The sequence below is a fragment of the Halonatronum saccharophilum DSM 13868 genome (genome assembly GCF_000517025.1).
GTDB lineage: Bacteria > Bacillota > Halanaerobiia > Halobacteroidales > Halobacteroidaceae > Halonatronum > Halonatronum saccharophilum.
Window position 1 is genome coordinate 105,772 of record NZ_KI912095.1, and the last position, 18,377, is coordinate 124,148.

Genomic DNA, 18,377 nt, shown 5'->3' on the forward strand with positions numbered 1-18,377 from the left:
GAAAGATTAATGAAAGTATTAGGATTAAAAGCTATACAAAAGCGTAAATTCAAAGTTACAACAAATTCTAATCATAACCTGCCAATAAAAGATAATATTCTTAACCGAGAATTTGATGTATCTCAAAAAAATAAAGTCTGGGTCTCAGACATCACATATATTCCTACTCAGGAAGGTTGGCTTTACCTTGCTGTCATAATAGATCTATATTCTCGTAAAGTTGTTGGTTGGTCAATGGATAGCACAATGAAAAAGAATCTTGTAATAAATGCTCTTAATATGGCTCTAAACAATCGCCAAGTCTCAAGAGGACTTATATTTCATTCAGATCGAGGAAGTCAGTACGCTAGTATAGAATTTCAAGAACTATTAATTGAAAATGGATTTAAATCATCAATGAGTCGTAAGGGTAATTGCTGGGATAATGGAGTGTCAGAAAGCTTTTTTGGAACATTGAAAACAGAATTAATTCATCATAATAACTATATAACAAGAGCTCAAGCAAGAAGAGATATATTTGAATATATTGAAGTCTTTTACAATAGATTTAGAATGCACTCGACTTTAAATTATAAAAGTCCAGAAAAATACGAAAACGAGAGAAAAGCCACTAAACTTAGTGTCTAATTTAATGGGGGAACCTCAGACTCATCTTGATTATATAGAGCAAGTATACGATTATGAATGTGAGCATGGTGAAGTCGAAATAGAGCTTAACAATACAGAGGTAACGATAACAATCCCTATGATAATTGAATTCACCTTTGATGGGCGAGCCAATGGTTTTGAATTTACAGAGGCGAAGGCAGAGTATGAATTCGATGTTGAATTTACTAAAGAGCTAGACAATGATGATGTGGATCTTATAAAGTGTGAAGTTGATGCAGAAGAATTAGCATGTAGTATAAGTGAATGGGACTTCGATGGTGACACCAAGGAATTAAAAGTTGATGGTAGTGTTTCAGGAAATATTAAATGTGTTATAGCTGTACCAGAGCTTATAGAGGTACAGGAGTGTGTAGTTGATCCTGATTAATGATGAATGGTTTTAATAATATGTATCAAGTTTTAAAATTATAAATATAAATTATATTTAATTAGATTAAATTCATATTAATCTCAAAAACCTCCTTATGATAGCTATCATAAGGAGGTTTTTGAGAAAAAATAATATATCAAAATCACAAAAAAGTATATATTTCATATTATATAATGAACCAACAAGGAGGTGAGATAAAAGATGGCAGAGAAATGTGAGCAGTGTCAATGTAAACCCTATGAGAATAAGTGTTGTTGTCCAGTAAAGGATGGTATTTTTGTAGCTCAGCCAGAGTGCCAACGTTTACCTGATGGGAGGGTAGTAAATAATCCCTGCTACTGTGTTGAGGGGGATATAAAGTGCTCCTTTTGGACCTATAAGGTAGTTACAAATTGTGATAGGGGCACTCGAGGTGTCAGTAGTATTGCTATTCCTATCTGTGAAGCTATACCAGCAGATAATATCAGAGTCGAGGAGAAGGTAGATGGATGTGGAGAGTTTGAAGAGGTAGATACCTTTGAATTGAAGAGAACAGATCCTAACTATGGGGAGGCTTCAGAAGGATTTAGATTCTTAAAGATAGAGACTAACGACAGGTATGATAAAGGTGTCGCAGTAGACTATAGAATAAGAATCCATGGTAACTATCCAGTTGGAACCCAGCCTATCTCAGTTAAAGCAGGACCAAATATCTTAACCTTTGATTGTGATGATGACTGTTATCAAGTTCCAGCTTGCCCTGCAATCCCAAGATTATTTGTAGTCAAAGATTGTAAAGAAATTATAGAGGATAATATGGCAACCTTAAAATATAATATAACTGTCAGCAATACAGGTGATACAGACTTCGATGATGTGGATATATTAGATCGAATAACTTATGATGCTTCTAATATTGTCTTTGGAGCTATAAGTGTTGATCCTCAATTAGAGATAGATATAGTAGCCCCAGGGGTTATAGAGATTAGTGGTAGTCTTGGTGAGATAAATCGAGGAGAGTCAAAGCATATTAGTATAGAGGTTCCAATTATAAATGTGGAGACACCTAATAGATATCTAATCAACAATACTGCAGTAGCTTCCTTTGAAGGTATAGAGGCCACAGATTCATGTATCTTAAATTTAGATGCAGTACAGTTGGCAGTAGATAAATGTTGTATTCAAGGGGCAACAGCCAATTCAAAAATATTTAGAATAATAGTCAATAATGTAGGACATTCGCCTCAGACTGATATAGGTATTAAAGATATAATGATAATACCCCAAGAGGTAACAGTTAGATTTACTAACTTCGATGTATGTACAGCAACCTTTGCTGATGATGGCAGCCCAGTTCCTTTAAACACAGATATATCAGGGCGTGCTATTAATATAACTTGTAGTAATATAAATATACCGCAGGGTGGATCAGCAGTTAAGGAGATTAGTTTTAATGTGGTAGGAACTACAGCTATAAGCAGTCCAATAGAAATAATTAATACTATTCAAGATATAAACTTTTTAAATGAAGGTGAACAGATATTGCTAGGTGTAGATAATTTACCTGCAACTGCATCCGTAGCAATTATAGGAAATGTTGATTGTGAAGACCCTTGCTAATTTTTGCTATAGAGAGTAAAAAAAGTAGTTTCCTGAGAGCTTATCTTAATTGTTAAAATTTAATTTAACCCTTCTATCAAATAAGATAAAAGCATAAGATAAATAATGTATCGAAAAGATTATAGCTATTCATATCTATATTAATAAATAATAAGATTTATAAAATTTCAATTAGCTATATAAAAGTATTGCATATTAAAGATCAAGGAGGAAAAGGTATGGAGGTACTAAAAAAAGATAGGTTTCAGGGTTATCCATCGGGGGTTAAAAGAGAGTTAAAGCTAAGGGTTGATCATTTATTTAATTCCTATCAAGATCAAAGGCCAGGTTATCTTTCTCTTAGGGTTAGTGATTATATGAAAGGGTTTGGAAGAGTAAGGTTCTATGGAGTTAAAGAGTTTGGAGAAGAGGTATCAGGAGAAGGGGTAAGGGTTTCAAAGGTCATAAATAAGTCAAAAGGATCTTTGATTTTATTATTTAATATCAGTAAGTTGACTAAAAGTAGCCAGTTTACTGAGGATACGGTTGAAGGGGTTTTAACTTTGGATGGTAGCGAGATAGGTCGGATTAAGGTTGAGAGTAATCCAGCGATTTATTTGGGTTAAAGATAATTTGATATTTTAATATAAAGAAAAGAACCTATCAATTAATTAATTGATAGGTTCTTTTTGTTATCTTTTTCCCATCTGGTATATAAAGGTTGAAAATTAGTCGGTTCTTATAAAAGTATCTTTTAGTAATTGTAAAGAGGTGGTATGAATTCTCTCTTCTATTACCAATGGTCTGAACTCGATGTGCTCTATAGAAGATGTCGTCAACCTTAAAGTTAGTCACTAGGATGAGCAGATTATTATTAAAGTCTATAGGTTCAGTTTTGCTTATGTTATACATCCTAAATACTCTATCTTGTTCTCTATTGCTATCTATTATATATAGTTTGACACTATGTTCGTTGGCCCAATTTTCAGCATCCATTATATTATTAATAGTTAAGGGAATATATTCGATAGCAGGATAAGGTAAAATCTCATTAGGATAACCCAAAGTTAATAAATCCATTATTTCACCTCCTTTTTTTATTAATAAAGCAAAGCTTTATTAATAGTGTCAGTGTGAGTGTCTGTGTCTGTGTCAGTAAAAACCTCAGACCCATCAAAAGAGAGCTAGAGTTATGTCGAGTTTTGAACTAGCTCAGGACTCACAGCTCATAGCTAGTGGCACGATCGTGCCACTGCATAACTTATTTCTCAATATTGGAATAAGGGTCTAATCAAATATATATATATATTAATATATGCAAAGGAGTTGAAAAAAGGGATTATCCAATAATTGTAAGGTTAACTCATGCACATTTTAATTTCTCTTGCATATATTTATAAATGAAGGAAGCTAGTTATATAGGAAGGAGGAAAAAAATGTCTATTAATTTTAAGGAAGAGATGGTAAGGGTAGAGTATTTAATCGGTGAAGATACAGTACGTGAATCAATTACCCAAGAGGTAGAGATTCCAGTAGCAGCTAAGCCAGATATTGAAAGAATATTGGAGGTAAAGACCCAGCTTAGAAATATAGAGTATATGGTTGAAGATGGTGGAGTTACTATAGATGGAGTAATTGACATTGGAGTTATGTATGTAGCAGAAACTGTAGAGGGTGACCAACCAGTTCACTTCTTTGAAGGGGAGATAACCTTTAGTAACTTTGTTGAGATTCCTGAAGCTGAAGCTGATATGAGTGCTTTTGCTGATGTTCATATTTTAAGGGCAAGTTATGATGTAGTCGATGAGCGTACCTTAAGGTTAACAGTTATAATTAGAAAGTTTGCTAAGGTATTTGATTATCGTCAAATCAATATTATCACTGATGTAACAGGGATTAGAAAGGATCTAGTAGAGAAAGAATTACTAAGGATAGAAAATGTAGTTGCCGAAGATGTTTATCAAGTAATTGTAGGTGGTATAGTTGATGTGCCAGATAGAAAGCCAGATATTGAGAGAGTACTGAAGGTAACAGGGGGGCTGGTAGAAGCAGATCGAGCAGATGTAACAGATGATGGGGTAATAATAGATGGGGTCTTTGAAGGTGGAGTAATGTATGTAGCTGAGACTGTAGAGGGTGATCAACCAGTTCACTTTGCTGAAGGTCGTTTTGACTTCTCTGAGGTTGTTGATCTTCCTGGGGTAGATGAAGGTATGGCAGCTTTCACTAACATTAGAGTGAAGAGGTGGGATTATACTGTCCGGGCCGAGGGTAGACAGGTAGAGGTTAGAGCGGTAATTGAGGTCTTTGTTAAGGTGACTGAGCCTAAGCAGATGAAGGTTGTAACCAATATCTTAAGTGATAAGGTTGAAGTTGAGGAAAAATTGCTTAGAGTAGAAGAGGTTATTGGTGAAAATACTGTAACAGAGACTATTACTGAAAACCTTATTGTACCAGATGTTAAGCCAGATATTGAAAGGATACTAGAGGCCAATGCTCAGCTCTTTGACCCAACAGGTACTGTAGAAGAAGGAGGAGTATTGATAGAAGCCACCATTGAAGGTAGCGTTCTTTATGTAGCTGCTACCGTTGAAGGTGATCAACCAGTCCATTACTTCCGCCGTGAGATAGACTTTAGTAACTTTGTCAGTGTACCAGGTGCTGAGCCAGGGATGTCAAGTTATATAAATGTAATACTTAAGAGAATCAGGGCCAACCGTTTAGGGCCAAGAACGGTAGAACTTTCCTTGACTTTAAGTAAGTTTGCTAAAGTTACTAACTTCAGACAGCTTACTATTGTTACTGATATAGTTGTAGTATCTCCAATAGTTGATAAGCCAGTTTGTGATCGTCCATCAAGAGTTGTTTATGTAGTCCAACCAGGCGATACCTTATATAAGATAGCTAGACGTTATAGAACTACCATAGATGCAATAGTAGATGCTAATAATTTGGTTAATCCAGACTATTTAGAGGTAGGGCAAAAGCTTGTAATACCAAAGTGCATCATAGATAAACCAAAAGGATAAGAAAATGCTGTGGGATTACCCACAGCATTTTTTATTTTTTGGGTACTTCCATTATAATAGGTATTATCATAGGATTTCTTCTTGTTTCTTCATAGATATAGTCTCTTAGTGGATTCTTGATTTTAGACTTTAAGCTAGACCAATCGGTGATATTATTTTCTTCACATTCTTTTAATACTTTAGTTAGCATTCTCTTTGCTTTTTCTATCAACTCCTGTGACTCCTTCATATAAACAAAGCCTCTAGATAGTATATCTGGTCCAGCTAATATTTTCCCAGTTTTATGCTCGATTGTAGTTATAACCACTATCATACCATGCTCAGATAGTATTCGCCGATCTCTTAGGACTATATTACCAACATCACCTACTCCAGATCCATCAATTAATACTTTACCAGTAGGGACAGAAGAAGAAAAATAACCCTTATCCTCTGAAACATTTAATCTCGATCCATTTTTAGCAATAAAGATATTATCTTCTGCTATCCCTACCTCTTGTGCTAAAAGAGAGTGATGGTGAAGGTGTCTATACTCCCCATGAACAGGTATAAAGTACTTTGGCTTGGTCATATTAAGCATCATCTTTAGCTCTTCTTGATAGGCATGGCCAGAGGCATGAACATCAAGTTCTCTTCCGTAGATAACTTTGGCCCCTCTTTCAAAAAGCTGATTTATAGTATGGCCAACTGATCTCTCATTTCCAGGAATAGGGGTGGCAGACAAGAGAACTGTATCACCCTTATGGAGGTTAATCTGTCTGTGATCACCTCTAGCTATTCTAGTAAGAGATGCCATGGTTTCACCTTGGCTACCAGTCATCATATAAACTACTTTATGGTCAGGTAAATTTTTAATCTCTCTTATCTCTAATAACATATCATCAGGAAAGTCTAGATACCCTAGATCTTTAGCAATCTTAGTATTAGCAATCATACTGCGCCCAGAGATAGCTATCTTACGACCTGTTTTATAGGCAGCATTGATGATCTGCTGTAATCTATCTAAATGGGAAGAGAAGGTAGCAACAATAATTCTGCCTCTAGTCTTAGAGAAAATTTCATTTATACTCTCTGCGACTACACTCTCAGAGATTGAATAACCCTTATGTTCTGCATTTGTACTATCTGAGAGTAAAGCTAGTACTCCTTTTTCCCCTATACTGGTTAGACTATTAAAATCTGTTGTATCATCATTAATAGGAGTTTGATCGAATTTGAAGTCACCAGTATAAAGAATTGTTCCAGAAGGGGTATGAATACCCATTGCAACAGCATCTGGGATACTATGGTTTACTTTGATGAATTTAACTTGAAACGGATGAAGGTTTATTTGATCTCCAGCACTTATCTCTCTTAATTCAGTCTCTCTTAAGAGTTTATGCTCATCCAATTTCTTCTTAACCATTCCAAGAGTAAGTTTTGTTCCGTAGATAGGAACATTTATATCCCTAAGGAAGTAAGGGATTGCTCCAATATGATCCTCATGTCCATGGCTTATAAGTAGCCCCTTTATCTTATCTTTGTTTTCTTTTAGATAGGTGATATCAGGCATTACTAAATCAATACCTAACATATCTTCAGTAGGGAACATAATCCCACAGTCTAATATCAGAATCTGATCATCATATTCGATTAGAATCATATTGTTACCTATTTCTTCTCTACCTCCTAAAGGGATAATAGAGATCTCTTTGTTTTTACTCATTTATAATCACCTCAATTATTATTATATACATAATTACAATATTTATCCTAATGCCAGGTTAATAGGGTATCTTAATTTTCTGACCTGGATGGATAAGGTTTTTATTACTAATTCTATTTATTTTGATAATCTCCTCTATTGTTGTATTAAATCTTTTAGCAATTTTGTAGAGAGTATCACCTGGCTGTATTGTATAGTATTTAAAATTTTCATAATCTTTATCCCGTTTTGTAGAGTTAGATTTAATTTTTATCTCAGTTCCAACTTGAACTTGATCATAAAGGTACTCAGCATCATGATTATACATTCTAACACATCCTTTTGAAACAGCTTTCCCAATTGACCAAGGTGCGTTTGTTCCGTGTATTCCATGCATCCGATGAGTAAATTGCATCCAACGTGTACCTAAAGCTTTATTATATGGATTTTTGGTCATATTAATAATGTGGAAGGTTCCAGTAGGGGTAGGAGCATCTGCCTTTCCTATAGCAACAGGAAAAGATCTAAGCATTTTATCACCTTCATAAAGGTATAGTCTCCTTTCGTTTAAAATGATTACTATTCTTTTCATCATTAACACCTCCTTTTAAATAATTTTGTTTTTCAATTAAGAGGAAAAGAATTAAATTTGTTTAAATTAAGATACAAAGTAATATAAAATCAAAGCCTTGCTTTATTTTATCCTGAGCTCAGTTTCCTGTTACCATTATATTCATAAAATGAAAGAAGAGTTAAAGGATATGAATTACTTTTTATAAATTGGTTAAACTAATCTTTAGGCTTAAAATTAAATCGTTTTGGAGGAGAGAGATGATAAGTAAAGGGAGTTTGAAGGTGGTAGAACTTGAGGAAGAGATGATAAAGGCAGTAGCTAAAAAGATGGGTATACCTACAATAAAATTGGAGAATAATTTATTACAATTAGGTTATGGTCGTTATCGTAGGATACTAGATGGTGTTATTAGTGATAATGTTTCACATTTAGGAGTAAATATTAGTTTAGATCAAGATTTTACTCGGAGTTTTTTAAAGGGGTTAGGTTTAAAGGTACATGATAAGGAGGATAAAAGCGAAGAAGGTGATATTTATCGGTTTTTGGTCATAGGCGAGAGGGTTTTAAGGGCCAAAAATATAACAACAAGGAAGTCTTTATCTTTAGACAGCGTAGATAAATCTTATAAGGATTTAGCAGTTAAAGCAGTTGGTAGTTTAGGATTAGAAGTTGGAGAAGTATATCTATACTCTTATACTTTAGATGGGCCAATTAGAGAAGGTGAAGGGGTAATAAAATTAGATTCTAAGCCTTTGCTTGATAACAAGGGTTTAATAAAGAAATTTATTAGGTTTTTAAGTGTAGATAGGATTCCGATAGTAACATTAGCAGGAGGTAAAGATGACATAATTATACTAGAGATACTGAAAAAAATTTGTGAGGAGTTTGGGTTACAAGCTGGGGTGAATGATAGTTATGAAGATAAAGAAAGAAAAGGTTTATTAAGGAATGAGAATTTAGAAGTTGCGCTCTTTTTAGAAGAGGCAGAGGGTTTATTGAGAGAAGGTTTTGGTTATGAAGGGATTGATATAGGAATTGTTGGCCCTTCCTTTAACAAAGTTCTTGAAGATAATCAACCTAGTCAAGTTAAGGGCTTGCTTAAAGATAATATCTTAGATGGTGGATATTTAATCCTAGAAAGTAGTGATCCATATTTATTTAATCTATTAAAAGATAATAATGACTTTAATATAATAATATCATCCCTAGAGGAGAATGATATTATTATACGTAAGCAGATAAGTCAAAATAAAGCTGCAGTTTATCTACGAGATAGAAATATAATTCTATTTGATGAGGAAGAAGAGCTTCCAATAATTTCTCTAGATGAATTGGAGGGGCAACTAACAGAAAAATTACTTAGAAAAATAATGCTAATTATAGCAGTTTCCTTTGCTCATCATATACCAATCTTTATCCTTCGTTCAGTTTTGTTAGAATTTTTTAGAATTTAATTTAAGAAAAGCTGATTAATTAAAAGTTAAGGAGGACTTTATTTAGAAATGATTAAATAATTTATATAAGTAGTTATAAAGAGGTGAGAAGGATGAAGAAATTAAATTTAGTATCATATGGAAAAATAAATTTAGGGCTTGATGTATTGGCAAAAAGAAGCGATGGATACCATGAAGTTCAAATGGTTATGCAGAGTATAGATTTAAAAGACAAATTATTTTTTACTAAGATTGAAAAGGGGATTGAGATTATAACTGATCATTCAAAAATACCTACAGATAGTTCAAATCTCATTTATAAAGCAGCTCAGTTATTATTTGAGGAGTTTTCTTTACAAGGTGGGCTAAGAGTTGAGTTAAAGAAGAATATCCCCTTAGCAGCAGGATTAGCAGGGGGAAGCAGTAATGCAGCAGCTACCCTGGTAGCAGTTAATAAGCTTTGGGAGTTGGCTTTATCAGAAGAAGAGTTAGCTTCAAGAGGGGCAAAGTTGGGAGCTGATATACCATTTTGTATTAAAGGTGGGACACAATTAGCTAGTGGTATAGGAACTGATCTAGAAGTTTTAGATGATTCTCCAGAGCTTAATATTGTCTTAATCAACCCGCCATTAGAGGTATCAACAGCTGAAGTTTATGGCAGTTTGAATGTGGATGAGATCAAGCAACATCCCAATATAAAAAGCTTAATTAAGGCTTTAAGGGAAGGGAATAAAGAAGATACCCTTAGAAATTTAGGGAATGTCTTAGAAGAGGTGACTTTAAATCTTTATCCTCAAGTTAAAAAATTAAAGGAATTAGCTAACTCTTTAAGTGTAAAAACATTGATGTCAGGAAGCGGGCCAACAATCTTAGCCTTTGTCAATGGAGTAAAAGAGGGTAAAGAGGTAAAAAGTAGATTAAAGAAGCACTTAGGTGAAGAGCATGTAATTGAACTTGTTAAAACGACTAGTCAAGGGATAGATAACAGATAACAGGCTGATAATCATTTTCGATAATTTTAGATTAATACCTATAATCTATTATCTGTTTAAAAAAAAGGGGGGTAATTATGGGGGTGGATGCGGTTGTTTTGGCTGGGGCAAGAAATGATGGAGATTTAGCAGGTTTTAGTGATCAAGATTATGAAGCCTTAATTGAAATAAACAAAAGACCAATGATTGAGTATGTGATAGAGAGTTTAAGGGGTACCCCTTTGATTGATCGGATCATAGTCGTTGGCCCTGGAGAGTTGAATGTAGAAGGTGTTAATCAAGTAATTACTGCTAAAGGTGATTTAGTCTCTAATATAGAGTTAGGTTTGAAAGCCTCTCTTAGTCCTTATACTTTAATTATAAGCTCTGACATCCCATTGATTACTCCAGAGGCAATAGAAAGTTTCTTAGTAGAATGTGAGGAAGATAAAGCTGCTTTTTATTATCCAATAGTTAGAAAAGAGGTTTTAGAAGCTAGTTTTCCTCAAAGTAATAGGACATATTTTTCTTTAGAGGAGGGTGTATTTAGTGGGGGAAATATATTTTTAGTTAACGGGGAAATCTTACTTCAATTAACTAGTTTGTTAGAGGGGATTTTAAAATGGAGAAAGCAACCTTGGAAGATGGCTTATTTGTTAGGTTTTAAATTTATTATCAAGTTATTGACAGGCAAATTATCTATAAGTTTAATAGAAGAGGAATTATTTAATTTGACTGGATATTTAGGAAAAGCTATTGTTTTAGACCATCCAGAAGTAGGATTTGATGTTGACAAACTCGAGCATTTTATTATGGCAGAAAATATTCACAAAAGTTCGGATACAAAAAGTGGATGAACTATTTACAAAGGAATTAATTAGTGATAAGATGGAATGAAATAAAGGTTTATAAAAATTGAAGCTAGAATGTTCGGAAGGAGTGTCTATTTTCTAACCATGAAAATGCGTCGTAGTGAAAGAATTGTTGGAGTGACTAAGATATTAATTGATAATCCTTATAAATTGATATCATTAAATTATTTTACAGAACGTTTTGAGGCTGCTAAATCAACGATTAGTGAAGATTTATCAATAATAAAAAGGGTCTTTAATATTGAGAAGATGGGTAAGGTAGAGACAGTAGCAGGTGCTGCAGGTGGAGTGAGGTTTATACCTAATAAAGGGATTAAAGATATAAAGTTAGTCATCGATGAATTATGTGAAAAATTATCTGATTCCACTAGGATTTTAGCAGGTGGATATATATATATGACAGATATAATTTTTAATCCAAATCTTATAGATAGGGTTGGAGAGATATTTGCTACAAAATTCTCTGATTTAGGTGCTGAATATATAATAACTATGGAAACCAAAGGAATTCCTATTGCTTTAATGGCTGCTAGAGCTTTGAATTTACCTTTAGTTAGTATTAGAAAAAGTAGTAAGGTAACAGAGGGCTCTGTTGTTAGTATAAATTATGTAACCGGATCTTCTAGAAAGATAGAGACGATGTCTCTATCACGTCGTGCACTTCCAGAAGGTGCTAAGGTAATAATTATTGATGATTTTATGAAGGCTGGTGGAACCGCAAAGGGAATGTTAGATCTTATGAAAGAGTTTAAAGCAGAGGTTTTAGATATAGGAGTTCTAGTTGAAACTGCACAGCCAAAAGAGAAATTAGTCAAAGAATATACGGCATTAGTTGTACTAGAAGATGTAGATGAGATTGAGGATCAGATTATTGTAAAACCAAGCAGTTGGGTTGAAAATTTATAGTAATTCAATCGTTACTCTTAAATTTAGAAGGAAATATATTTTTATATTTTATGAGATTAAAGTACTATTTATTTTATAAGTTTTTATTTCTTGATTAAATTTTTCTTAAAAGGCTTTAACTATCAATTATTAGTTGTAAATTATAAACTGAATTAAAGAGGAGGGATAATTGTGTCTGAGTTGGATTCAAAAACTCCCATATATTCTATTGGTGTAGTGCAAGAGAAGACAGGGTTAACAGGAAGGCAGATTCGTTATTATGAAGATTCTGGGCTTATAAAACCTGCCAGAACTAAGGGTAATCAACGTATATATTCACCAAATGATATCAAGAAGCTAGAAGAAATCAAAGATATGCTAGAAAAAGGTTTGAATATAGCAGGTATTAAGGAGAAATTAGCTTCGGCTGCAGCTAAAAAGACAAAGGAAGCTAAAAGGGTAAAGAAGTCCTATGATGGTAGGCCATTAAGGAGATTTAATCCCGGTAAAGGTGGATTAACATCTTTATATCCAGTATCTAATCGGGCTCAATTGTTAGAGATATTAGATAAAAAAGAAAGTAAAAAGGATAAAGAATAAAGAATAAAGAATAAAGAATAAAGAATAAATTTATCACTTCTTACTCATTGCTATAAATATATGATAATTAATTATGCAATAAATTTATTTCAAATACATATAATAAACTTGACAGGTGATAGGCACTTTGTTATAATACCTGTGGTTAATCACGAATAATCTGATTTTTAAGGTTATTTTGTCAAAAGATAGTTGGATTTAAAGCAATATATCCATTGAGTTAAGAAGGTTTATTTTCTATTAAAATAAAAAGCTGAAATAAATATATTATATTATATTATTTTATTTTATGATAGTAAAGGTGATTTTAACTTAAACAATGGGTAATTACCCATTGTTTATTTTATATATTCTTCGCTTAGGGAAGGGGTTATTTATGAAGATTTATCTCGATACCGATGAGCTTTATCAAGATGAACTTTATGAACATAAATTAGCTATTATTTTAGGAAGAGGTAAGAGGCTTAAAAGGATGCTGAAAGAATTTCCAACTGAATATGATTTTAAGAAGGCTTCCTTAAGTCATATAGCAAAGGTAGTCGGGATAGAGAATAGAGGATCTAAGACATTAAATCAACTAAATCAATTAGATAAGACTTATCAGAGGTTAACTAAACCTAAATTTAGCCCTAAGCTAAGTAAGAATTCTAAAGCAGAGGTAATAATGTGTATAGATACTGAATATCTATGGAGTGAATTAGATTCTATACAGTATGCAATTAAAAGCAATAAAGGGTGGGAGTTAGGCATTATATTTACTAATCAAAAGTTGGCCCCATCGGTAAGCATTAAAGAAGGAATAGATATATTATTAGACATAATAGATCAGTTTAAACCAGATATATTTGTGGGGCACAACTTTAATTGTGATATTACGGTTTTGGAGAAAGCTTATGGAGAGAAGATAAAAGCTTTACATTATTATGATGATACTATGAAGATGGTTAGAAGAAGTAATATAGCCAATGTAATCGGTGGAGCTAGTTTAGATAATATTATGGAAGAAGTATTTAATTCAGAGACAATAGGTCTCTTTAATGCTTATAATGATTTAGATCTTTTTATCAAGTATGGATTAAAAGATGCTATATATCCAATTTATGCAAGAGATTATTTTATTACAGGAGAGCTTCCGTTGATTAAGCAGAGTCTTGAAATCAATAAAGTGATTAAGGCTGAGGTTTTAGATTTGATAGATTTTAATTCGATTTCTTTAAAGGGGGATGATTAATGTCTGATCTGTTAACGATTACTTTAGCTGCTGGTAAGGGAACGAGGATGAAGTCTAAGTTGCCAAAAGTATTACATAAAGTATTGGGTAAGAGTATGGTTCAACATGTTTTGGATACAGCTTCTAATTTAGACCCTTCTCTAAATATTACTGTAATAGGATATAAAGGAGAAGAGGTTAAAGAAAATACTGAAGGTGATATTAAATTTGTAGAACAGAAGGAACAGCTAGGAACTGGGCATGCAGTTATGCAAGCGCGAGAATACTTAAAAGAGTTTGATGGTACTGTTTTGGTTCTTTATGGTGATACACCTTTATTGACTGAAGAGACCTTAAATAGGCTTGTTAAGGATCATCAAAATAAAGAGGCTGCAGTAACAATTTTAACTGCTAAACTAGATGATCCAAGTGGTTATGGTAGGATTGTTAGAGATGAGATAGGAAATGTTCTTGGAATTGTTGAAGATAAAGATACTACCCAAGATCAGGCAAAGATTAAGGAGATAAATACAGGTATTTGCTGTTTTAATAGTAGATTACTATTAAAAGCTTTAGATTCTTTGGATACAGATAATGCTCAAGGAGAATATTATCTAACAGATGTGGCTGGTATTTTAGCTAAAGAAGGTAAGGTTGTTAGTGCAATGCTAACAGATAATTATAAAGAGACTATTGGGGTAAATAGTAGGCGTCATTTAGCAAAAGCTGAAAAGGTACTACAACAAAGAGTCTGTGAGTATCATATGGATTCTGGTGTGACCATTATTGATCCCCAAAGCACTTATATAGATACCAAAGTTAAGATTGGTCAAGATACTATAATTTATCCGTTCACCTTTATAGAAGGAGAGACAGAGATAAAAGAAGATGTTATTGTTGGCCCACAGAGTAGGATTGTAGATTCAGTTATTGGTAATAAGGTAGAGATAGAATCTTCTACTATTGTTGGAAGTGAGATTGGAGATAGGACAGTTGTTGGCCCTTATGCTTATTTGCGACCTGGCAATAAGATTGGTCAAGGTGTAAAGATAGGTGATTTTGTTGAGGTTAAAAATTCTCAAATTGGAAATGAGTCCAAAGTTCCACATTTGAGCTATATTGGTGATACAACTATTGGAAGAAGGACAAATGTTGGTGCAGGTACTATTACAGCCAATTATGATGGGGAGAATAAACATAGGACAGTCATAGGCGATGACGTATTTATAGGAAGTGATTCTACATTAATTGCTCCTATTAGGATAGGAGATAGATCTGTCAGTGGAGCAGGTTCAGTTATAACAAAGGATGTTAAAGAGGGAGAAACTGTAATTGGAGTTCCCGCTAAACCAAAAGAATAGACTCAGATATAAGGATATCTACATTCAGTAAGAAGATTAATCTTCTTACTGAATGTTAGTAAATTAATCTACTGGCTTAAAGGCCACGATTAAGATTATCATATAGATATATTAATTTAGGAGGTTTATATTAAATGTCATCCAATAGTGAATTAAAGATTATCAGTGGTAATGCAAATCCTAAGTTAGCAGCGAAGGTCTGTGAAGTCTTAGGAACTAGTTTGATTAAGGTTAAGGCAAGTCGTTTTAGTGATGGAGAAATTGGCGTTCAGATTCAAGAGAGTGTTAGAGGGGATCATGTATTTGTTATTCAACCAACATGTCCACCAGTTAATGAGAATTTAATGGAGTTATTGGTTATTATTGATGCTTTAAAGAGGGCATCTGCTCGAGAAATAACAGCGGTAATACCATATTACGGCTATGCACGACAGGATAGAAAAGCAAAACCTAGAGATCCAATTACTGCAAAGTTAGTTGGAAATTTATTGACTGAGGCTGGAGCAGATCGTATGTTGGCTATTGATCTTCATGCTACACAGATTCAAGGGTTCTTTGATATACCAGTTGATAATCTTTTTGGAGCACCTAGATTAGCTGATTATTTTTTAAATAAAGGTTTAGAGGATTTAATCGTTGTAGCTCCAGATATTGGTGGAGTAAAGCGAGCAAGAGATTTTGCTGATAAGCTAGATACTTCAATTGCTATTATAGATAAGAGAAGACCTAAGGCAAATGTATCAGAGGTTATGAATATTATTGGTGATGTTAAGGGTAAAAATGTAATATTAGTCGATGATATGATAGATACTGCGGGTACAATTACTAATGCAGCTAGAGCATTAAAGGAACAAGGTGCTAAGGATGTATTTGCTGCCTGTTCTCATCCGTTATTCTCTGGTCCTGCTATTGAAAGGTTAGAGAATTCACCTATTAGTGAGTTGGTAGTTACGGATACAATTCCTTTAGATGAAGCCAAGATGATGGATAAGCTTACTGTGTTATCTACTGCACCATTATTGGCAGAAGGTATTGAAAGAATATATAAGAACCTTCCTGTAAGTGTATTATTTTAAATTTTTTTTGCTACTTAGCGATAAAAGTGTTATAATTTAATTTATGAGAAATTAAAAAAGGAGAGGGTAAGTAATGGAACGTTTAAAACTTAAGGCTAGTCTTAGAGAGCAGAAAGGTAAGGGTGCTGCTAAAAGGTTAAGAAGAAAAGGGCTAGTTCCTGGTGTTCTATATGGACTCGACCGTGAACCAGTTAATTTAACTGTAAATGCTAAAGAACTGGGGCAAGTAGTTGGAGGAAATGCAATTATCGATTTAGAGGTTGCTGAAAAAGAAAATCAACCAGTTATGGTTAAAGAACTTCAACGTGAGCCAGTAAGAAAAGACATTTTACACGTTGATCTTTATAGAATTGACCTTAATGAAACTGTTGTTGTTTCTGTACCTGTTGAGCTTGTAGGACAAGCAGCTGGTACTAGAGAAGGTGGAATCTTAGAGCAAATACTTAGAGAAGTTGAGATTGAAACTCTACCAACTAATATTCCAGAGAAGCTTGAAGCAGATGTTACTGAGCTAGAGGTTGGTAAGTCACTAAGTGTCTCTGAAATTACTGTTGAAGAGGGTGTTACTATCTTAACTGATGCTTCTGATACAATTGCTACAGTAGTTATTCCTACTGAGCTTGATCTAGAAACCGATGAAGAAGAGGAAGTAACTGAACCAGAAGTAATTGGTGAGGATCCTGAAGAAGAAGAAGGCGAAGAAGAGTAATATCTTTTAGCTAATTAAAAATAGGTGTAATCATAATTATGATTACACCTATTTTTAATATTATTAGATAAGGAAGTGATCAGATGAAGCTTGTAGTTGGTTTAGGTAATCCAGGGCCAAAATATGAAACTACCCGTCATAATGCTGGATTTTTAGCTATAGATAAGATTGCTGATTATTATAGGGTTAATATCAATAGTAAAGAAAAGAAAGCTTTAGTTGCTAAAGCTAGGGTTGGAGGAGAGAAGATAATCCTTGCTAAACCTCAAACATATATGAATAATAGTGGTCAGGCTGTTAGAGCTTTGGCTGATTATTATAATATAGTAAGTGAAGATATTATAATAATCTATGATGATTTAGATTTGGACTTGGGTAAGATAAAGATTAAGAAAAAAGGTGGACATGGAGGTCATAATGGTATAAAATCTATCTTTAGTCATTTAGGGACTAAAGAATTTACAAGGCTAAGGGTAGGGATTGGTAGACCAGAGTATGGAAATGTAGTAGATTATGTTTTAGGTAGGTTTTCTAAACAAGAGATTAAAGTATTAGAACCTCTTTTAGATGATATAAGAGGAGCAACAGAACTTTGTATAGAAGAAAAAGTTGATAAAGCTATGAATAGATATAATTAATCCTGAGAATTAATTCTCAGGATTTTTTGTATATAAAATATATAATAGGAGATAATAGAATTTGTATAATAAATTAGAAAAAATAATCTGAAAAAATTAGAGGTTGATCTATGAGTTTAATTTTTCCTGGAATTTTAGCTTCTTTTTTAGCCTTTATTATCAATCGTTATTTAGTCTTTAATTTTGGAAACAAGGTTATAGTATACTTAATACCATTATTAGAAGAGGTATTAAAGAGTGGGTTGTATTATATTTTTGGAAGTAGTCTAATTCTTACCCATTTAATTTTTGGGATTATAGAAGGGATATTTGATTATTTAGATAGTAGGGTAGCAGCCTTAACAGCTGTAATAAGTCATCTTTTATTTGGTTATATTACAATATATATATGGGATTTAGTAGGAAATTTATTAGTTGGAGTTTTAGTTACAATTTTAGTCCATACTATATGGAATTATCTAGTAGGAAGGATGGTAATATGAAAGTTTTCTACAGGTGCCCTAAATGTCAAAAGTTAATAGATTTCTTAGAGGTGGAAGAGTATAACGAAAAGGCCTTGGGGCTGAATATCTTGACTGAGGATGAGAAAGAAGATATAATAGAGGTAGAATATGACAATATATATATAGATTTGACCTGCGATGAATGTTTGGAAGAGGATAATTGGGTTGAGATGATTCATAATGTAAGGATACATTAATTTAAAGAATTTAGGGTC

The 18,377-nt window shown here is 33.3% G+C and carries 20 protein-coding genes; 17 read left to right on the forward strand and 3 right to left on the reverse strand.

Annotated features, from left to right (window positions below):
- The 4 genes from HALSAC_RS17495 to HALSAC_RS0107670 form a co-directional block, all read left to right on the forward strand.
- The coding region (locus HALSAC_RS17495; RefSeq protein ID WP_027339774.1) for an IS3 family transposase at nt 1-627 on the forward strand (627 nt) is incomplete at its 5' end.
- 4 nt (nt 628-631) lie between these two features.
- On the forward strand, nt 632-1,036 hold the full coding sequence (locus HALSAC_RS0107660; RefSeq protein ID WP_027339775.1) for a hypothetical protein: 405 nt from the start codon (nt 632-634) through the stop codon (nt 1,034-1,036).
- A 204-nt stretch (nt 1,037-1,240) separates the two neighbouring features.
- Nucleotides 1,241-2,638: a hypothetical protein gene (locus HALSAC_RS0107665; protein WP_027339776.1), complete on the forward strand. Its 1,398-nt coding sequence runs from the start codon at nt 1,241-1,243 to the stop codon at nt 2,636-2,638.
- Nucleotides 2,639-2,856: 218 nt separating this feature from the next.
- Nucleotides 2,857-3,243, forward strand: a complete 387-nt coding sequence (locus HALSAC_RS0107670; protein WP_027339777.1) for a hypothetical protein — start codon at nt 2,857-2,859, stop codon at nt 3,241-3,243.
- Nucleotides 3,244-3,280: 37 nt separating this feature from the next.
- Here HALSAC_RS0107670 and HALSAC_RS0107675 read toward each other — a convergent pair whose 3' ends face one another.
- Nucleotides 3,281-3,697 (reverse strand): hypothetical protein, encoded by a 417-nt coding sequence (locus tag HALSAC_RS0107675; protein WP_027339778.1) that lies wholly within the window; start codon nt 3,695-3,697, stop codon nt 3,281-3,283.
- Between the two features lie 356 nt (nt 3,698-4,053).
- Between HALSAC_RS0107675 and HALSAC_RS0107680 the strand changes: the two genes are divergently transcribed.
- Nucleotides 4,054-5,646 carry a DUF3794 and LysM peptidoglycan-binding domain-containing protein gene (locus tag HALSAC_RS0107680; RefSeq protein ID WP_027339779.1) on the forward strand — a complete coding sequence of 531 codons (1,593 nt, stop codon included), beginning with the start codon at nt 4,054-4,056 and terminating at the stop codon, nt 5,644-5,646.
- 31 nt (nt 5,647-5,677) lie between these two features.
- On the opposite strand, the gene HALSAC_RS0107685 is transcribed toward HALSAC_RS0107680, so the two are convergent.
- Nucleotides 5,678-7,351, reverse strand: coding sequence for a ribonuclease J (locus HALSAC_RS0107685; protein ID WP_027339780.1), 1,674 nt, complete (start codon nt 7,349-7,351; stop codon nt 5,678-5,680).
- Between the two features lie 58 nt (nt 7,352-7,409).
- Nucleotides 7,410-7,925 (reverse strand): L,D-transpeptidase family protein, encoded by a 516-nt coding sequence (locus HALSAC_RS0107690; RefSeq protein ID WP_027339781.1) that lies wholly within the window; start codon nt 7,923-7,925, stop codon nt 7,410-7,412.
- Nucleotides 7,926-8,161: 236 nt separating this feature from the next.
- Here HALSAC_RS0107690 and HALSAC_RS0107695 point away from each other — a divergent pair, with 236 nt between their 5' ends.
- The 12 genes from HALSAC_RS0107695 to HALSAC_RS0107750 all read left to right on the forward strand — a co-directional run bounded on the left by HALSAC_RS0107695 (nt 8,162) and on the right by HALSAC_RS0107750 (nt 18,359).
- Nucleotides 8,162-9,358, forward strand: coding sequence for a hypothetical protein (locus HALSAC_RS0107695; protein ID WP_027339782.1), 1,197 nt, complete (start codon nt 8,162-8,164; stop codon nt 9,356-9,358).
- Between the two features lie 92 nt (nt 9,359-9,450).
- Nucleotides 9,451-10,329: a 4-(cytidine 5'-diphospho)-2-C-methyl-D-erythritol kinase gene (ispE, locus tag HALSAC_RS0107700; protein ID WP_027339783.1), complete on the forward strand. Its 879-nt coding sequence runs from the start codon at nt 9,451-9,453 to the stop codon at nt 10,327-10,329.
- Between the two features lie 77 nt (nt 10,330-10,406).
- Nucleotides 10,407-11,165, forward strand: coding sequence for a nucleotidyltransferase family protein (locus HALSAC_RS0107705; RefSeq protein ID WP_027339784.1), 759 nt, complete (start codon nt 10,407-10,409; stop codon nt 11,163-11,165).
- Nucleotides 11,166-11,264: 99 nt separating this feature from the next.
- Nucleotides 11,265-12,086 carry a pur operon repressor gene (purR, locus tag HALSAC_RS0107710; protein WP_027339785.1) on the forward strand — a complete coding sequence of 274 codons (822 nt, stop codon included), beginning with the start codon at nt 11,265-11,267 and terminating at the stop codon, nt 12,084-12,086.
- Nucleotides 12,087-12,257: 171 nt separating this feature from the next.
- Nucleotides 12,258-12,665: a MerR family transcriptional regulator gene (locus tag HALSAC_RS15355; protein ID WP_051412134.1), complete on the forward strand. Its 408-nt coding sequence runs from the start codon at nt 12,258-12,260 to the stop codon at nt 12,663-12,665.
- A gap of 376 nt (nt 12,666-13,041) precedes the next feature.
- On the forward strand, nt 13,042-13,896 hold the full coding sequence (locus tag HALSAC_RS0107720; RefSeq protein ID WP_027339786.1) for a hypothetical protein: 855 nt from the start codon (nt 13,042-13,044) through the stop codon (nt 13,894-13,896).
- Complete coding sequence (gene glmU, locus HALSAC_RS0107725; RefSeq protein WP_027339787.1) at nt 13,896-15,236, forward strand: bifunctional UDP-N-acetylglucosamine diphosphorylase/glucosamine-1-phosphate N-acetyltransferase GlmU; 1,341 nt, start codon at nt 13,896-13,898, stop codon at nt 15,234-15,236. Before HALSAC_RS0107720 ends, glmU begins: the two co-directional genes overlap by 1 nt.
- Before the next feature lie 134 nt (nt 15,237-15,370).
- Complete coding sequence (locus HALSAC_RS0107730; RefSeq protein WP_027339788.1) at nt 15,371-16,312, forward strand: ribose-phosphate diphosphokinase; 942 nt, start codon at nt 15,371-15,373, stop codon at nt 16,310-16,312.
- A gap of 73 nt (nt 16,313-16,385) precedes the next feature.
- Nucleotides 16,386-17,021, forward strand: a complete 636-nt coding sequence (locus HALSAC_RS0107735) for a 50S ribosomal protein L25 (RefSeq protein ID WP_027339789.1) — start codon at nt 16,386-16,388, stop codon at nt 17,019-17,021.
- An 83-nt stretch (nt 17,022-17,104) separates the two neighbouring features.
- Nucleotides 17,105-17,659, forward strand: coding sequence for an aminoacyl-tRNA hydrolase (gene pth, locus HALSAC_RS0107740; RefSeq protein WP_027339790.1), 555 nt, complete (start codon nt 17,105-17,107; stop codon nt 17,657-17,659).
- 110 nt (nt 17,660-17,769) lie between these two features.
- On the forward strand, nt 17,770-18,141 hold the full coding sequence (locus tag HALSAC_RS17255; RefSeq protein WP_027339791.1) for a hypothetical protein: 372 nt from the start codon (nt 17,770-17,772) through the stop codon (nt 18,139-18,141).
- Nucleotides 18,138-18,359: an anti-sigma-F factor Fin gene (locus HALSAC_RS0107750; protein ID WP_027339792.1), complete on the forward strand. Its 222-nt coding sequence runs from the start codon at nt 18,138-18,140 to the stop codon at nt 18,357-18,359. Before HALSAC_RS17255 ends, HALSAC_RS0107750 begins: the two co-directional genes overlap by 4 nt.
- The last annotated feature ends 18 nt before the right edge of the window (nt 18,360-18,377 follow it).

Excerpts from the sequence above, each read along its gene's own strand:
- pth (WP_027339790.1), top strand. The coding sequence starts at position 17,105 with ATGAAGCTTGTAGTTGGTTTAGGTAATCCAGGGCCAAAATATGAAACT.
- HALSAC_RS0107660 (WP_027339775.1), top strand. The coding sequence starts at position 632 with ATGGGGGAACCTCAGACTCATCTTGATTATATAGAGCAAGTATACGAT.
- HALSAC_RS0107735 (WP_027339789.1), top strand. The coding sequence starts at position 16,386 with ATGGAACGTTTAAAACTTAAGGCTAGTCTTAGAGAGCAGAAAGGTAAG.
- HALSAC_RS0107680 (WP_027339779.1), top strand. The coding sequence starts at position 4,054 with ATGTCTATTAATTTTAAGGAAGAGATGGTAAGGGTAGAGTATTTAATC.
- ispE (WP_027339783.1), top strand. The coding sequence starts at position 9,451 with ATGAAGAAATTAAATTTAGTATCATATGGAAAAATAAATTTAGGGCTT.
- HALSAC_RS0107690 (WP_027339781.1), bottom strand. The coding sequence starts at position 7,925 with ATGATGAAAAGAATAGTAATCATTTTAAACGAAAGGAGACTATACCTT.
- HALSAC_RS17255 (WP_027339791.1), top strand. The coding sequence starts at position 17,770 with ATGAGTTTAATTTTTCCTGGAATTTTAGCTTCTTTTTTAGCCTTTATT.
- HALSAC_RS0107665 (WP_027339776.1), top strand. The coding sequence starts at position 1,241 with ATGGCAGAGAAATGTGAGCAGTGTCAATGTAAACCCTATGAGAATAAG.
- HALSAC_RS0107730 (WP_027339788.1), top strand. The coding sequence starts at position 15,371 with ATGTCATCCAATAGTGAATTAAAGATTATCAGTGGTAATGCAAATCCT.
- HALSAC_RS0107675 (WP_027339778.1), bottom strand. The coding sequence starts at position 3,697 with ATGGATTTATTAACTTTGGGTTATCCTAATGAGATTTTACCTTATCCT.
- HALSAC_RS0107685 (WP_027339780.1), bottom strand. The coding sequence starts at position 7,351 with ATGAGTAAAAACAAAGAGATCTCTATTATCCCTTTAGGAGGTAGAGAA.
- HALSAC_RS0107720 (WP_027339786.1), top strand. The coding sequence starts at position 13,042 with ATGAAGATTTATCTCGATACCGATGAGCTTTATCAAGATGAACTTTAT.
- HALSAC_RS0107705 (WP_027339784.1), top strand. The coding sequence starts at position 10,407 with ATGGGGGTGGATGCGGTTGTTTTGGCTGGGGCAAGAAATGATGGAGAT.
- purR (WP_027339785.1), top strand. The coding sequence starts at position 11,265 with ATGAAAATGCGTCGTAGTGAAAGAATTGTTGGAGTGACTAAGATATTA.
- glmU (WP_027339787.1), top strand. The coding sequence starts at position 13,896 with ATGTCTGATCTGTTAACGATTACTTTAGCTGCTGGTAAGGGAACGAGG.
- HALSAC_RS0107695 (WP_027339782.1), top strand. The coding sequence starts at position 8,162 with ATGATAAGTAAAGGGAGTTTGAAGGTGGTAGAACTTGAGGAAGAGATG.
- HALSAC_RS0107750 (WP_027339792.1), top strand. The coding sequence starts at position 18,138 with ATGAAAGTTTTCTACAGGTGCCCTAAATGTCAAAAGTTAATAGATTTC.
- HALSAC_RS0107670 (WP_027339777.1), top strand. The coding sequence starts at position 2,857 with ATGGAGGTACTAAAAAAAGATAGGTTTCAGGGTTATCCATCGGGGGTT.